Source organism: Burkholderia sp. PU8-34 (assembly GCF_053427725.1).
The window spans coordinates 95400-108772 of record NZ_JBSAXC010000007.1 but is presented as its reverse complement, the minus strand read 5'-3'; the positions used below and the strand labels follow the sequence as shown (position 1 = coordinate 108772).

Genomic DNA, 13373 nt, shown 5'->3' with positions numbered 1-13373 from the left:
TCTCCTTCGTGTCGAATGCGTTGCAGCGGGTGGGTGGCGGGAGCGGCAGGCACGCCGGCGTGCGCATGCCCCCGCCCGTGATCAGAACTGCGGCGGAACGGCGGTTTCCCGCATGACGGCTTCCGGCGTCCGGTAGCGCTCCGCCATCTCGCGTTCGGTTTCGTTCTGGAGCTGGGCCTGCATGTACGCGCCGAGATGGCGCGCATGCTGCACGATCGCGATGCCGAACTGCGTGCGCACGTCGCTGTATTCCGCCAGCGCATCGAGCGTGTCGCCGCGCGTGGCGAGCGCCGCGACGAGCGCCATCGCGTCGCCGGCCGCCTTGGTGACGCCCATCCCGCAATGCGGCCGCGCGACGAATGCGGCGTCGCCGAGCAGCGCGATCCGGCCGAATGCCATCTGCGGCACTTCGAGATCGAAGATCGGCTGGAACAGCGGCTGGGTGGCGCGCGATACGACCTCCGCGAACTGCGGTGCGAGCAGCGTGTGCGCGGCCTCCTCGACGTCGGCGAGCACTTCGCGGCGGATCAGCGTCGGCGGAATGCCGCCGGACCACAGCTTGCCGGTCTCGTCGGTCAGCAGGTTCGGCAGGTCCTTGTCTTCGCTGGTCGCCCGGTACCAGACGAAGTTGTAGCGCCGCTCGCCGGGCTTCGTGCTGTTGCCCTGGCCGGCGACCGGATAGCCGAGGATCTGTTCGCGGGGCGGCAGGCCGAACGCGAAATTCCCGAAGAGTGCTGCGCGGGTGGCGTCCGACAGTGCGAGTTCGTCGACGAGGCCGCGCCACGCGACGTAGCCGGCGTACTGGAGCCGGGCGTCCGGCAGGAAGCGTTCGCGCACGGCGGAGCGGAAGCCGTCCGCCGCGACGACGAGGTCCGCATGCACGACCGAGCCGTCGGACAGCGTGACGGTGGCGCGGTCCGGCCCGTCGGCCACGCCGGTCACGCTGGCGCCCGCGTGGTAGTGCTGGTCCGGCAATGCCGCGCGCAGCACGTGATACATCTTGCTCCACGCGGTGAGCGTCTGCGGCAGCCGGCGCTCGGACACGATCGACCCGTCCTGCGCAAGCGTGATGCGCGATTCCACCTTCACGCCGATCGATTCGTCGACGCGAACGCCGGCGGCGAGCATCGCGTCGAACAGTTCGGGATGGGTGACGATGCCGGCGCCGCGCCCGGACAGTTCTTCCGGCACGCGCTCGAACACGTCGACGTCCCAGCCGTTGCGCAGCAGGAGGTTCGCGGTGAAGAGTCCGCCCAGCGAGCCGCCGATGATGGCCGCCTTCCGGTTCGTCATGGTGCTGTTGTTCATGTCAGTCTCCTTGGGTTCCCGTGTGCTGTGCCGCCGGTTCCGGGATGCTCAGTTGAGCGACTTCGGCAGCGGGGTAGTTGAGTTCGATCGTGACGCCCGACGGATCCTCGATGAAGACCTGATGCAGGCCGAGGCTCGGCACCGTGCGGTCGCGCCACGCGATTCCCTCGGCGCGCAGCGTGTCCCACATCGCTTCGACGCCCGTGGCCAGAAACGCGATGTGGTCGACGGTGCCGGTGCCGGTCGCGGACACGTCCTTGTCGCCGAGATAGGCGACCAGGCCGCCCGGGCTGTCCGGATCGACGCCGATGATGTGGACCGTCCCGTAGTCGCCTTCGTCGCCGCCCTTGTAGAGCCAGGCGCCGGGAAAGTCGAACGGCGGGCGGTAGCCGCGCTTGAAGCCGAGCACGCGTTCATAGAAGCGGCACGATTTCTCGAGATCGAGCGTGCGGATCGAGTAGTGCGCAAGTTTGGTTACGGACATGGAGTACCTCGCTATTTATCGAGAGATAACTTATCGTGCGATAAACTATAGTCGAAAAAACCGGCGTGACAAAGCCGGGAAGCAGCGGTGTTAACCCTTGGTGGGGGAAGGGGCGGAATGAGGGGCCGCGCGGGGGCATTCGCTTACGGGTCGATCTCGCCGGCGATGGTTTCGTCCGCGTAGCACCATACCCAGCGCTCGCCCGGTTCGATCGAGCGGACCAGGTGATGGCCGGTCTCCTGGTAATGCCTGCTCGCATCACGGTTCGGAGACGAATCGCAGCAGCCGACTTGCCCGCACGTCAGGCACATGCGCAGATGGACCCAGCGCCCGCCGGACTTCACGCAGGCTTCGCAGTAGTCCTTGTCGGTGCGCAGGATGCGCGCGTCACCGAGATGGGTGCAGGTCGTGGCCATCGTCAACTCCGTGGTTGAGTCCGCGCATTGCGTGCGGGACTGCATTCCATTCTGTACGGTCGTTTCGTTGGCGAGGCTGAATTGTTATTAAGGGTATCAACACGATCGGTGCGATTGCATCGATCCGTCGTCCCGGCCGGCATCGTGACTCATGCGGCAGCTCCTGCATCGGCGACCGACGTGCGCCGATGCGCGATGCGCGAGACCGCCGCAGCATCCGCGACCGGGGCTTGCGCATGGCCGGTGCACACGCCGCCGCGAAACGCGTCGACGAGATGCCCGGTTAGCATCATGATGCGCGCGGGCAGGTTCCGGCTATACGGATTGGCGTCGAATCCAATCTATGTGACGCAATGGGCCGGGGCAACATAATAATATTTAGACAACCTGAAGGATTGCGCGAAAGAACGAATGAGCCGGCTGAATGAACGGCCGGCTCCGTCGTCGTCTTCGTTCAGGATCGTTCAGTGTCGGACGCCTCGGGTTATTGACCGGAAACCGGCAAATCTTGCGAATACGTTGCCGCGACTGCCGTCCGTCCTGCTTGCGCGACCGGCGCAGCGTTGCTGCCGATGCCGCTCGGATCCTGCGCGCTGACGCGCGCTTCGGCGGCGTCGAGTTCTGCCGGGTAAGGCTCCTCGGCGGACGGGCGATAGCCGGCCTGTTCGAGCCGGTACAGTTCAGCGCGCACCTGCGCACGTGTCACCGGAGCGTCGGTCTGCGCGAACGACGCAACGGAAACGGACAGCGCCGCAGCCGCGGCAACGAGATGGATCAGCGACTTCATGGCGGCCTCCTGCGAAGCGGGTTTCTGGATCGGCGCGGCATCGCGCCCGATGAAACGCATCTTAGGCAGGTTCGCACGCAAGAAAAATCACGTTCGGGCTCACAGACATTTGTCGTGACGAGCACAATCGCCACGGCGGGCGGTCCTGCAGGCGGATTCGCCGATCCGCCCGTGCGCCGGCAGCGCCGCCCGGCGCATGAAGCCGCGACGTTACGCCTTCAGGAACGCGAGCAGCTCCGTGTTGATCTGGTCCGCGTTGACGACGCACATCCCGTGCGAGCCGCCCGGGATCACCTTGAGCTGCGCATTCTTCACGATCTTCGCCGACAGGCGTCCGGAGTCGTCGATCGGCACGATCTGGTCGTCGTCGCCGTGCAGCACGAGCGTCGGCACGTCGATCTTCTTCAGGTCCTCGGTGTAGTCGACTTCCGAGAATTCCCTGACGCACAAATACTGGCCGTACACGCCGCCCATCATGCCCTGCGACCAGAATGCGTCGATCGTGCCTTGCGACACCTTCGCGTTCGGCCGGTTGAAGCCGAAGAACGGCGTCGCGAGGTCCTTGTAGAACTGCGAACGGTTCTCGGCGACGTTCTTGCGGATCCCGTCGAACACCTCCATCGGCAGGCCGCCCGGATTGGTGGCCGACTTAACCATCTGCGGCGGCACGGCGCCGATCAGCACTGCCTTCGCGACCCGCTTCGTGCCATGCCGGCCGATGTAGCGCGCGACTTCGCCGCCGCCCGTCGAATGGCCGACGAGCGTCGCCTCGCGCAGGTCGAGCGCGTCGATCAGCGTGGCCAGGTCGTCCGCGTAGGTATCCATGTCGTTGCCGTGCGACGGCTGGCCCGAGCGGCCGTGGCCGCGGCGGTCATGCGCGATCACGCGATAGCCGTGCTGCACGAGGAACAGCATCTGCGCGTCCCACGCGTCGGCGCACAGCGGCCAGCCGTGGGAGAAGACGACCGGACGGCCCGAGCCCCAGTCCTTGTAGTAGATCTGAGTACCGTCTTTCGTCGTGATCGTGTTCATCGCATTAGCTCCGTGATGGGCAGTAGAAGTACCGGCATGTTTTGGCGCGCCGGCCGCAGCGGCCGCCGCGGGCAGCGCGGCGGCGGCAACGGCGGTGGCGCCGGCGAGCAGCATGTCGCGGCGCCGGGTCGAGGGAACGGCGTCGGTGTGCGTAGGACGCATGGGGCTCCTTGAGCGTGCGGCTGGATGACGCCGCGTCGAACGGATTGGTATGTCTGGCCGGCGCGAGGCGGCGTTGCCCGGCGACCGGCAGGCGTGCGACGCCGCGCATCGAACACGCGCGACGGCAGCAAGCGCAGGTCGGAGCCTATATCCGGGCGGGGCCGGATGTACTGAAATTCCGCTTAAATATCTTGAATGCCGGGGGTGCATGCGGACCGCAAACCGCAAGAAAATTTAAGCGCGGAAAAAGGACACTTCAGCGCGCGTGCACTATCGTGATATTCGGGTCGCCCCCGGCACGAATCGTTGCCGGTTCCTGTCGCGGGGCGACGATCGCAGCGAGGCGGACGCAGATGCTGACGCCGACGCAGACGCCCCGGAGCTCGCGCCATTTGCCAGGAAACGCCCTCATGAACGCCTTCAATCGTTGGGAGCGCATGGTCACCGACCTCTGCCCGCCGCCGGATGCGGCGCGCCGGATGTCGCCGCACGGCCGCGACGCGAGCAGTTCCCGTGCCAGCCGCGCCGCCGCTCCGGCGCCGTCGAGCGGCCGCTCGCACAGTCGAACCTCGATCGTCGCCGTCGAGCGGCAGACCGATTCGTCGGTACTCGTGTCGTGGAGCGATCCGACGCGCTGCCGCTACGACGAGCAACGCTGGATCAGCGCGAAGTCCCGCCTGCGCGGCTGCTGTGCGCTGAGCGGGCAGGTGATTCATGCCGGCGACGCGATCTACAAGCCGCAATGGCGCGGCGGGAAGCGCCCGGCGAATTGCACGGAGATGATCCTTGCGACCGAACTGAACCGGCTCGTCGTCCGCCTGACCTCACCCTGATCCGGTTGCGCCTGTCGTGGCGCAACCCGCCGGACGCGGGTCGGAACCGCGCTTCTCCAATCGCCAGGAAAACCGTCATGCGCACGTCGACGAGCCGCGACGGCGTTGCGATCCACGACAGGGATCAGGGCGCCGGACGGCCGATCATCCTGGTGCGGGTATGCGGCGGCGCGTCGTGGCCGGCGCGCCGCCGCATACAGGTCAATGCAGGTCAGTGACCTTCGCTCGCGCCGAACATCGTCTTCGCGTAGATGATGCCGAGGCCGTATGCGCCGCCGTGCTGCGCAGCCGTCGTCGTGGTCTGCACGTAGGTCTCCGTGCGTGCCCAGTCGCGCTGCAGTTCGAGCAGGTACTGCAGCGACGTCATCGGGCGTGCGCCGGCCTGGATCATGCGCTGCAGCGCGCGCTCGTGCGCTTCGTCAGACACGTCGCCGCACGCGTCGGCGATCACGTAGACCTCGAAGCCCTGGTCAATGGCGGACAGCGCCGGGCCGACGATGCAGACCGACGTCCACAGGCCGGCCAGCACGATGCGGTCCTTGCCGATCGCGTTGACGCGCTCGGCGATGCGCGGATCTTCCCAGGTGTTCATCGACGTGCGGTCGATCAGTTTCTCTTCCGGAAAGACCGACGTGATTTCCTCGAACATCGGGCCCGAGAAGCTCTTCTCGGCGACGGTCGTGAGGATCGTCGGCACGTTGAATTCCTTCGCGGCCTTGGTGACGAGCGCGGCGTTGTTGCGCAGCGAGACGGCGTCGATCGACTTGGTCGCGAACGACATCTGCGACTGGAAGTCGATCATGATCAGCGTGTGATTGGTCGGGTCGAGCAGCGTCTTGCCGGGTTGGGCTTTAGCGGTGGGCATCGTGAATCTCCATTGCTGGTTGGGTGAAAAAAACGGTGTTCCCGGAACGGATGCGCATGCGGGCGCTTGTCCGAAGCGGGGTGTGTACGGGAATCGAAGCGCGGGATCGAAGCAGCGCATCAAAGCAGAATCGCGCGGTTCAATCCTTCCAGTTCGAGCCGAGCACCAGGCCGCAGAAATTCGTGCGGCGGTAATTCGGATCGCAGCGCTCGAGCACGTCCGCGCAGACGCTGCCGAACGCGGTTGCGGGACGGTTCGCCATCCCGTCGGCGAAGGCTTCGAGGATCAGCTCCTTGAAGCCCGCGCCGCGTGGCCATGCCTGCAGCACGGCGTCGCGCTCGGCGCGGCTCACTTCGTCGAAATGCAGCGCGAGCAGGTCGGTTTCGACGCCCGCACCCAGCAGAGCCGTCAGCGGCGTCATGTACGCGTGGATGCCGAACGTCGTGTGCAGCGCGATCGCGCGCCACGCGTCGGCCGCGGCTTCGGCCGGCACGCCGTGGCTTTCGAGGAACGCATGGGCGGCATTCGCGCCGTCCACCTCGAAGCGCTTGCGCGAATGCCGGTAACGCTCGGTCAGGCCCATGTCATGAAACAGCGCAGCGACAAACAGCAGCTCCGGGTCGACCGCGAGCCCGCGCCGCCGGCCGATGATCGACGCGAACAGGAACACGCGCATCGCGTGCCGGAACAGGATCTCGGGTTCGCTGGCGAGCACCGTCGCGGCGGCGGCCTGTGCGATCGGGCTGTCGGGAATCCGGATGCCGGCAATGCGCTCGTCCATGGTCGTCTTCCTCACGCCGCGCGGACGATGGCCACGCAGGCGCGCGTGGCGTGCTGCGTCGCGATGGTCGGGCAGTGGAGGGGCGTGCCGGCGGTCGACGCGTCGTTCGTATGGGCAGTCATGGACGATTCTCGCGAAAGCGCACCGGCGGTCCGGCGCGAACGGAAGGCGCAAAGGGCGCGGAAAGCATCAGGGCGCCGTCAGTGGGATGCATCGTCGCGCAGCGCTCCGCTGAATGTCCTGAGACGAATCTGAAACGTTCTGAAAGGGGATGAGCGGACGCTTCGATCCCGCCGATCGACCAGACAGAATCGGCCGGCCCGGCATGATTTCCGGCCGCGATGTCCGGAATTCGAATGCCGCGAATGCCGGTTATCCGAATCATTCATGTGAATTAAACAGGTGATGAAATAAATGCCGATGACAGAATGACTGCCGGCACAAAATCCGCTTTATGGATGAACAATCATTTTGTATTTCGCGACGTGTAACAACACGCGCCAATCCATTGCTGCGCCAAGCACACGGACTGAATGCAGACGGTGCCGCATCGATTAAGATTGCATTGCTTCAAAAAATTCGGTCATTCAGTTCGGATTATTCAAATCATCGAATGACGCAAATGACGTAGCATGAGGACCCAAATCGGTGTCATGTCATTACGGACACCGTTGACCGCCTTCGGTAAAACACTTCACATGATCCGGATTGGAACGCTTCACGTCTTCCTCGACAAACGTGAAATTCGCTCGAACGGCAAGCCGGTGCGCATCGGCAGCCGCGCATTCGAGATTCTCGAGCTGCTGATCCGGGCGGGCGGCGCGCTGGTGTCGAAAGACGAAATCATGCAGCGCGTCTGGCCGCAGACGATCGTCGAGGAAAACAACCTGCAGGTGCACATCGCCGCGCTGCGCAAGGCGCTCGCCGGCGACCGGGATCTGATCGTGACCGTGCCGGGCCGCGGCTATCGGCTGGTCGGCAGTCACGACGACGATGCGCCGCCGTTGCCCGCCGAGACATCCCAGACGCCCCGGAAACCCGCGCCGCGATGCCTGCAGGACGAACGGCCGGTGGCATGGCGATTCTCTGCCGCGTCGAACGCCCTCGTCGGCCGCGAGCATACGGTTGCCGACGTGCTCGCCGCCCTCGACGGCGCGCGTGTCGTGACGCTCGTCGGCGCGGGCGGCATCGGCAAGACCCGCGTGGCGATCGAAGCGGCGATGCAAGCGGCGGCCCGCTTCCCGGACGGTATCGCGTTCGTGTCGCTGGCTGCGGTATCGTGCCCTCAGTTTGTGCCCGACGCACTGGCAAGCGCGTTCGGCATCGCGCAGGCGGCCGGCGCACCGACACTCGAAGGCGTCATCGCGGGCGTCGCGGGCCGCCGGATGCTGCTCGTGCTCGACAACTGCGAACACCTGATCGATGCGGCCGCGCAGATCGCCGGCGCGCTCACCGATGCGCACGCGGGCCTGTGCGTGCTGGCGACCAGCCGCGAGGCGCTGCGCATCCACGGCGAGCGGCTGCGCCCGATTCCGCCGCTCGACGTGCCGGGCGAGGACGGCGACTGCGGCGAGATCATGGACTCGAGCGCGGTGCAGCTGTTCGTCGCCCGCGCCCGCGCCGCCGATCCGCGCTTTCCGCTGGATGCGCGCAGCCTGACGCTGACGGCGGCGGTCTGCCGTCACCTCGACGGGTTGCCGCTTGCGATCGAGCTGGCCGCGGCCCGTGCTGCGGTGCTCGGCGTCGAAGTGCTCGCCGCGCATCTCGACGACCATTTCCGCTTGCTGACAGGCGGCTTTCGCACCGCGCTGCCGCGCCACCAGACGCTGCAGGCGATGTACGACTGGAGCTATCGGCTGCTTTGCGACGCCGAGCGCCTGCTGCTGCGCTCGCTCGGCGTGTTCCGGGACGGCTTCTCGCTCGACGCGGTGCGCTACGTCGTCGAAGGGCGGGGGCTGTCCGGCACGGATCTGCTCGACGCGATCGGCGGCCTCGTGTCGAAATCGCTGGTGATCCTCGAGAACGTGCGCGGGGCGCCGCGCTACCGGCTGCTCGCGACCACGCGCGCGTACGCGCTGCAGCAGCTCGAGAACAACGGCGAATGCACGGCCGCGGCACTGGCCCATGCGAACTACTTTCACGCGTTGTTCGGGAAGGCGCCGCCAGGCAGTGACGACGCGCGATGCGCCACACGGCTGGAGGTGGTGCGGCGCGAGCTTGGCAACCTGCGTGCGGCGCTCGACTGGGCGTTCTCGTCCGGCGGCGACGGGCGGGTCGGCATCGCACTCGCAGCCGTCGCGGTGCCGTGCCTGTTCGACCTGTCGCTCGTAGGCGAATGCCGCGAGCGCGCGCGCACCGCGCTGGACGCGATGCAGGATCCGGAGAACGCGCCGGTGTCCGCGGACACGCGGGTGCGGCTGCTCGCCGCTTATGCGGCTGCGCTCGCCCACTCGGCGGGCCCGATGCAGGCAATGCACGACGCATGGGCGGAAGTGCATGCGCTCGGCTTCGAAGCAGGGGAAGGCGAGGTCCCGCCGCGCGGGCAGTAGTGCGTTGCAGAACGCGGGCCGGCGTGCCGTCGCACGCGACGGCACGTACCGCATTTGCCGGATGAGCCGCGCCCCGTCGCCGCTCCGTCTGCCGCTCCGATTGCCGCTCCGATTGCCGGGCCGCGGATCGCCACCGCGAATTTCAGAACATTTCAGCTTGAAGACAGGACATTGGGCGCCCGCGTGCGTACAGTCGCTTCATGGACGATCGCATGAGGTCCGGCCGATCGCGATGCCGACGCCGGGCGCCATTGGCTGCCGGCCGTCGTCCGCCGGAACCGCCAGGTGAAACCCGATGCGGCTATGTCTGCAGCGCAATCACAGTGGTGCGGCACGCGAACCGCACGGGCCGCGGCGCTTGCATTGGGACGCCGCCGCCGATCGCAACCCGTGCCCGAATTCCGATCCGACATGCTGAATCTCTCTCACGCGGTCGCCTATGGTGCGCCCATCGTTATCGCCGATATCGCCGTGTGGCGTGTGCTGGGCCGTGGCCATTCCGTCGCGAGGAAAATCTGGCGGTGCGCGGCATTCGCGGCGCTGACCTATGTGCTGTTCGCGTACGGCGTCAACCCGCTCATGGTGCCCGCGGTGCCCGGCTGGCTCGATCGCCTCGCGATCCAGGCGATCTGCGTCGCGTGGTGGCTGCAGTGCGCAATCGTCTTCATCCTGGTGCTCGATCACTTGCTGTTGCCGCGATCATGGCGCGCGCAGCGGCTCTTCCATGACATCGCGGCGGGCGCCGTCTTCGGCGCGGCCACGATCGCCGCGCTGGGCTACGTGCTCGGCCTGCCGCTGAGCGGCCTCGTCGCGACGTCCGGCGCCATGGCGGTGATTCTCGGCCTCGCGATCCAGAACACGCTGAACGACGTGTTTTCCGGGCTGGTGCTGAACACCACGCAGCCGTTCCGCCTGAACGATACGGTCGCCATCGGCGAGCTCGAAGGCCGGATCGTCGAGAGCAACTGGCGCGCGACGAAACTGATCAACGGCCTCGGCAACCTGGTTGTCGTGCCGAACAGCGTCGCGGCCAAGGCGACGATCGTCAACCTGAGCGAGCCCGCGAGTACGCACGGCGTGACGCTCACGCTCGAGATCGATCCCGAAGTGAGGCCGGCCGTCGTGCTCGAAGCCCTCGAGCGCGCCGCCGCGAGCTTGCAGGACGTGCTGGCCAGCCCCGCGCCGATCGCCACCGTCAAGGCGTTCCGCACCAATTCGGTCGAATACGGGCTCGTCTGCTACGTCGATTCGCTGCAAAAGATGTCCAGCGTGCGCAACCGGCTCTACGACCTCGTGCACCGGCATCTGTCGGCCGCGGGCGTGCTGCTGCGGCCGCTGACGTTTCCGCCTGCCGGGAGCCCGTCGATGTCGCATCGGCTGCGCCTGCTGCGCGCGGTCGAGTTGTTCAGGCATCTCGACGAAGCTGATCTGACCACGCTCGCCGACGCATTGACGCCGCGCCGGTTCCACAAGGGGGACGTCATCTACGCGTCGGATTCCGATACCCGCATGCTGACGATTCTCGAATCCGGCGTGGCCTCGGTGGTCGTGCCGGGCGCGTCCGGCAACGTCGAGGTCAGGCGCATGGCGCCCGGCGATGCGATCGGCCAGTCCGTGGTGCTGGCCGGCACGAAGCTGCACGCGACGGTCTACGCGGTCACGCCGGTGATGGTCTACCAGTTGCGCAGCGACGACCTGTCGCCGCTGATCGGCAAAAAGCCCGAACTTGGCAGGCTGATGTGCCAGTCGCTCACCGAGCATATTGCGACGGAGGAAAAGGTGATGATGCCTCCCGCCGAACAGGAAAACCCGTCGTTCAGTCTGCTCGGATGGCTCGAAAAGGAGATGAAGCGCATTCATCACGCGATCGGCTGATGGGGCGGTGGATTTCACGGCAAGCAACGCCGTAGCGAGACTTGGCGTGCCGGGTATGCCCGTTGCAGCGAAAGGCGTCGCGCCCGCGGGGCAGTGACGCGCGGGGCCCGCCGGCGTCGCGAAGTGAAATCGTTTCCGTGCGCGGCAACACCTGCTGGCCGCCGAGCGGCGCATGCAGATCCACCTGCCTGCACGGTGCGCCAATGCAAGCCCGATCGCATGGACATGTGCAGTGCGAAGCAAATGGAACGCGTCGAATCCGGCAATCGGTGCATGTAAAAAAGCCCCGGCCACGGAAAACCGTGGCCGGAGTGAGAATGCATCCGATCTCTGGCACGAGGAGGGATGTGCGCCAAGTGTAGGTTGCCTCGATTGAATCGCAAATAGAGTCAATCGAGAATATTGCCGCTCATTGAATGCTTGTAGGTGATGGTGAAGGGCGATCGCATCGCGAGACCCGGGTGTACATCAGCGCGTCCGCATCGTTGAACCGGACCGGCGTCGGGTGGCCGTAGCCTGCCTTTTCGGCTAGCCGGCGCGATGCGGCATTGTCGGGCGAGATCAGGCAGACGCTGCGCTCGAACCGGCGCTGCGCGTCGAGCCATGCAAGCGCGTGCGACAGCGCTTCGGTGGCGTATCCCTTTCCGTGCGCCCACGACGCCAGCGCCCATCCCGCTTCGGGCACGCCGCGGATCGACGGCTCCAGCGCCCGATGGAAATCCGCGAAGCCGAGATCGCCGACGTAACGCCCGCTGGCCTTCTCACGAATCGCCCAATACCCGTAGCCGATCAGCGGCCACAGCCCGCGATACGCGAGCATGCGCATCCACGATTCCCGTGGCGTCGACGGTGCGCCGGTTCCGATGCGCGCGACGACCGCGGGGTCGGCCCACATCGCGGCGAGCGCGTCGAAGTCGGCGGGCGCATGGCCTTCCAGCACGAGGCGTGGCGTGTCGAGAGCGGGGGCGGTGCAAACGGGAGGCGGGAGATTCGGCGTCATCGGGGCGTCCAGGGTGGCGGGGGAATGCGGCGGCACGGCGGAAGGCCGCGGGCAAGTGACGCTACGATACAGGAAGAGACCGAGGACAATTTCATGCAACAGACCCGCCGCGCTGCGTCGCGGCCCTATTCGAGGAGAAGCGCGTCATGCTGCAGGCGTTCGCGGTATTGCTGACCTTCCAGTGTCTGGGGGAAGGCGTGTCGTACCTGTTCGGGCTGCCGGTGCCGGGCCCCGTGATCGGCATGCTGCTGCTGTTCGGCTTCGTGATGCTGCGGCCGCAGGTCGCCGATGCGATCGAGCCGACCGCGCTCGAGCTGCTGCGCCACCTGTCGCTGCTGTTCGTGCCGGCGGGCGTCGGCATCATGGTGTCGGCAGAGAAGGTCCGCGGCGATGCGCTTGCGGTCGTCGTGGCGCTGGCCGTCAGCACGACGCTCGCGATCGCCGTCACCGCGCTCGTCACACGCGCGCTGCTCAGGCGCCAGCGCCGCGCGCAAGCGCCCGGGGAGGGCACGCGATGACCGCTTTCCCGAAGCTCGGCGCGATCTGGGTCTACCTCGCCGCGAGCCCGCTGCTGGGCCTGACCATCACGCTGCTCGCGTACCTGTTCGCACAGGCCGTGTATGCGAAGGCACGCTTCAATCCGCTTGCGAACCCCGTGCTGATTTCGGTCGCGGTGATCGTCTCGCTGCTGACGCTCACGCGCACACCGTATCCAACCTATTTCGAGGGCGCGCAATTCGTCCATTTCCTGCTTGGGCCGGCGACGGTCGCGCTCGCGCTGCCGCTTTACCGCCAGTGGTCCAAGCTGCGGCGCACCGCGCTGCCGCTGCTCGTCGGCCTGCTCGCGGGGTCGCTGACGGCGATCGTGTCCGCGGTCGGCGTCGCCGCGCTGTTCGGGGCGTCGCACCAGACGGTCGCGTCGCTTGCACCGAAATCCGCGACGACGCCGATCGCGATGGCGGTGGCGGCGGAGATCGGCGGGATTCCGTCGCTGACGGCCGTGCTCGTGATCTCGACGGGGATTTTCGGCGCGGTGTTCGCGCGCGGAATCCTGAACGCGCTGCGTATCGCCGAACCCGAGGTGCGCGGCTTCGCGCTCGGCGTCGCGTCGCACGGCATCGGCACCGCGCGCGCGTTCCAGGTCAGCGAGGAGATGGGCGCGTTCGCCGGGCTCGGGATGGGGCTGAACGGCGTGCTGACCGCATTCGTCGTACCGATCCTGCTGCCGATCGCGTCGCGCTGGCTGTGACGCACGCGTTCGCGTCGGCTACCTATCGCGGA

Annotated in this window: 14 protein-coding genes; 6 read left to right on the top strand and 8 right to left on the bottom strand. The window is 66.8% G+C overall.

Features of this window, described 5'->3' with window-relative positions:
- Positions 1-81: 81 nt before the first annotated feature.
- From ACV22Z_RS18495 to ACV22Z_RS18475, 5 genes are all read right to left on the bottom strand, one after another.
- On the bottom strand, positions 82-1308 hold the full coding sequence (locus ACV22Z_RS18495) for an FAD binding domain-containing protein (RefSeq protein WP_448077731.1): 1227 nt from the start codon (positions 1306-1308) through the stop codon (positions 82-84).
- Between the two features lies 1 nt (position 1309).
- The gene (locus ACV22Z_RS18490) at positions 1310-1792 is read right to left on the bottom strand and encodes a VOC family protein (protein ID WP_448077730.1); all 483 of its coding nucleotides are present in this window, start codon (positions 1790-1792) and stop codon (positions 1310-1312) included.
- Between the two features lie 143 nt (positions 1793-1935).
- Positions 1936-2208, bottom strand: a complete 273-nt coding sequence (locus ACV22Z_RS18485) for a UBP-type zinc finger domain-containing protein (RefSeq protein WP_448077729.1) — start codon at positions 2206-2208, stop codon at positions 1936-1938.
- Positions 2209-2692: 484 nt separating this feature from the next.
- Positions 2693-2995: a DUF4148 domain-containing protein gene (locus tag ACV22Z_RS18480; protein ID WP_448077728.1), complete on the bottom strand. Its 303-nt coding sequence runs from the start codon at positions 2993-2995 to the stop codon at positions 2693-2695.
- A gap of 210 nt (positions 2996-3205) precedes the next feature.
- Complete coding sequence (locus tag ACV22Z_RS18475; protein ID WP_448077727.1) at positions 3206-4027, bottom strand: alpha/beta fold hydrolase; 822 nt, start codon at positions 4025-4027, stop codon at positions 3206-3208.
- A gap of 572 nt (positions 4028-4599) precedes the next feature.
- On the opposite strand from ACV22Z_RS18475, the gene ACV22Z_RS18470 reads away from it, so the two are divergent.
- Positions 4600-5022: a DUF3331 domain-containing protein gene (locus tag ACV22Z_RS18470; RefSeq protein ID WP_448077937.1), complete on the top strand. Its 423-nt coding sequence runs from the start codon at positions 4600-4602 to the stop codon at positions 5020-5022.
- A 77-nt stretch (positions 5023-5099) separates the two neighbouring features.
- Positions 5100-5240, top strand: coding sequence for a hypothetical protein (locus ACV22Z_RS18465; RefSeq protein ID WP_448077726.1), 141 nt, complete (start codon positions 5100-5102; stop codon positions 5238-5240).
- Here the strand turns inward: ACV22Z_RS18465 and ACV22Z_RS18460 are convergent.
- The gene (locus ACV22Z_RS18460; RefSeq protein WP_448077725.1) at positions 5234-5887 is read right to left on the bottom strand and encodes a hydrolase; all 654 of its coding nucleotides are present in this window, start codon (positions 5885-5887) and stop codon (positions 5234-5236) included. The genes ACV22Z_RS18465 and ACV22Z_RS18460 overlap by 7 nt on opposite strands.
- Positions 5888-6026: 139 nt before the next feature.
- Positions 6027-6668, bottom strand: coding sequence for an HD domain-containing protein (locus ACV22Z_RS18455; protein ID WP_448077724.1), 642 nt, complete (start codon positions 6666-6668; stop codon positions 6027-6029).
- Positions 6669-7366: 698 nt separating this feature from the next.
- On the opposite strand from ACV22Z_RS18455, the gene ACV22Z_RS18450 reads away from it, so the two are divergent.
- Both ACV22Z_RS18450 and ACV22Z_RS18445 read left to right on the top strand, forming a co-directional pair.
- Positions 7367-9217 (top strand): winged helix-turn-helix domain-containing protein, encoded by a 1851-nt coding sequence (locus ACV22Z_RS18450; protein WP_448077723.1) that lies wholly within the window; start codon positions 7367-7369, stop codon positions 9215-9217.
- A gap of 411 nt (positions 9218-9628) precedes the next feature.
- On the top strand, positions 9629-11092 hold the full coding sequence (locus tag ACV22Z_RS18445; RefSeq protein ID WP_448077722.1) for a mechanosensitive ion channel domain-containing protein: 1464 nt from the start codon (positions 9629-9631) through the stop codon (positions 11090-11092).
- 409 nt (positions 11093-11501) lie between these two features.
- On the opposite strand, the gene ACV22Z_RS18440 is transcribed toward ACV22Z_RS18445, so the two are convergent.
- The gene (locus ACV22Z_RS18440) at positions 11502-12092 is read right to left on the bottom strand and encodes a GNAT family N-acetyltransferase (RefSeq protein ID WP_448077721.1); all 591 of its coding nucleotides are present in this window, start codon (positions 12090-12092) and stop codon (positions 11502-11504) included.
- Positions 12093-12238: 146 nt separating this feature from the next.
- Here ACV22Z_RS18440 and ACV22Z_RS18435 point away from each other — a divergent pair, with 146 nt between their 5' ends.
- Both ACV22Z_RS18435 and ACV22Z_RS18430 read left to right on the top strand, forming a co-directional pair.
- Positions 12239-12610 (top strand): CidA/LrgA family protein, encoded by a 372-nt coding sequence (locus ACV22Z_RS18435; RefSeq protein ID WP_448077720.1) that lies wholly within the window; start codon positions 12239-12241, stop codon positions 12608-12610.
- The gene (locus tag ACV22Z_RS18430) at positions 12607-13341 is read left to right on the top strand and encodes an LrgB family protein (protein ID WP_448077719.1); all 735 of its coding nucleotides are present in this window, start codon (positions 12607-12609) and stop codon (positions 13339-13341) included. Before ACV22Z_RS18435 ends, ACV22Z_RS18430 begins: the two co-directional genes overlap by 4 nt.
- Positions 13342-13373 lie beyond the last annotated feature (32 nt).

Coding starts and splice junctions, on each gene's coding strand:
- ACV22Z_RS18495 (WP_448077731.1), bottom strand. CDS start 1,308: ATGAACAACAGCACCATGACGAACCGGAAGGCGGCCATCATCGGCGGC.
- ACV22Z_RS18490 (WP_448077730.1), bottom strand. CDS start 1,792: ATGTCCGTAACCAAACTTGCGCACTACTCGATCCGCACGCTCGATCTC.
- ACV22Z_RS18485 (WP_448077729.1), bottom strand. CDS start 2,208: ATGGCCACGACCTGCACCCATCTCGGTGACGCGCGCATCCTGCGCACC.
- ACV22Z_RS18480 (WP_448077728.1), bottom strand. CDS start 2,995: ATGAAGTCGCTGATCCATCTCGTTGCCGCGGCTGCGGCGCTGTCCGTT.
- ACV22Z_RS18475 (WP_448077727.1), bottom strand. CDS start 4,027: ATGAACACGATCACGACGAAAGACGGTACTCAGATCTACTACAAGGAC.
- ACV22Z_RS18470 (WP_448077937.1), top strand. CDS start 4,600: ATGAACGCCTTCAATCGTTGGGAGCGCATGGTCACCGACCTCTGCCCG.
- ACV22Z_RS18465 (WP_448077726.1), top strand. CDS start 5,100: ATGCGCACGTCGACGAGCCGCGACGGCGTTGCGATCCACGACAGGGAT.
- ACV22Z_RS18460 (WP_448077725.1), bottom strand. CDS start 5,887: ATGCCCACCGCTAAAGCCCAACCCGGCAAGACGCTGCTCGACCCGACC.
- ACV22Z_RS18455 (WP_448077724.1), bottom strand. CDS start 6,668: ATGGACGAGCGCATTGCCGGCATCCGGATTCCCGACAGCCCGATCGCA.
- ACV22Z_RS18450 (WP_448077723.1), top strand. CDS start 7,367: ATGATCCGGATTGGAACGCTTCACGTCTTCCTCGACAAACGTGAAATT.
- ACV22Z_RS18445 (WP_448077722.1), top strand. CDS start 9,629: ATGCTGAATCTCTCTCACGCGGTCGCCTATGGTGCGCCCATCGTTATC.
- ACV22Z_RS18440 (WP_448077721.1), bottom strand. CDS start 12,092: ATGACGCCGAATCTCCCGCCTCCCGTTTGCACCGCCCCCGCTCTCGAC.
- ACV22Z_RS18435 (WP_448077720.1), top strand. CDS start 12,239: ATGCTGCAGGCGTTCGCGGTATTGCTGACCTTCCAGTGTCTGGGGGAA.
- ACV22Z_RS18430 (WP_448077719.1), top strand. CDS start 12,607: ATGACCGCTTTCCCGAAGCTCGGCGCGATCTGGGTCTACCTCGCCGCG.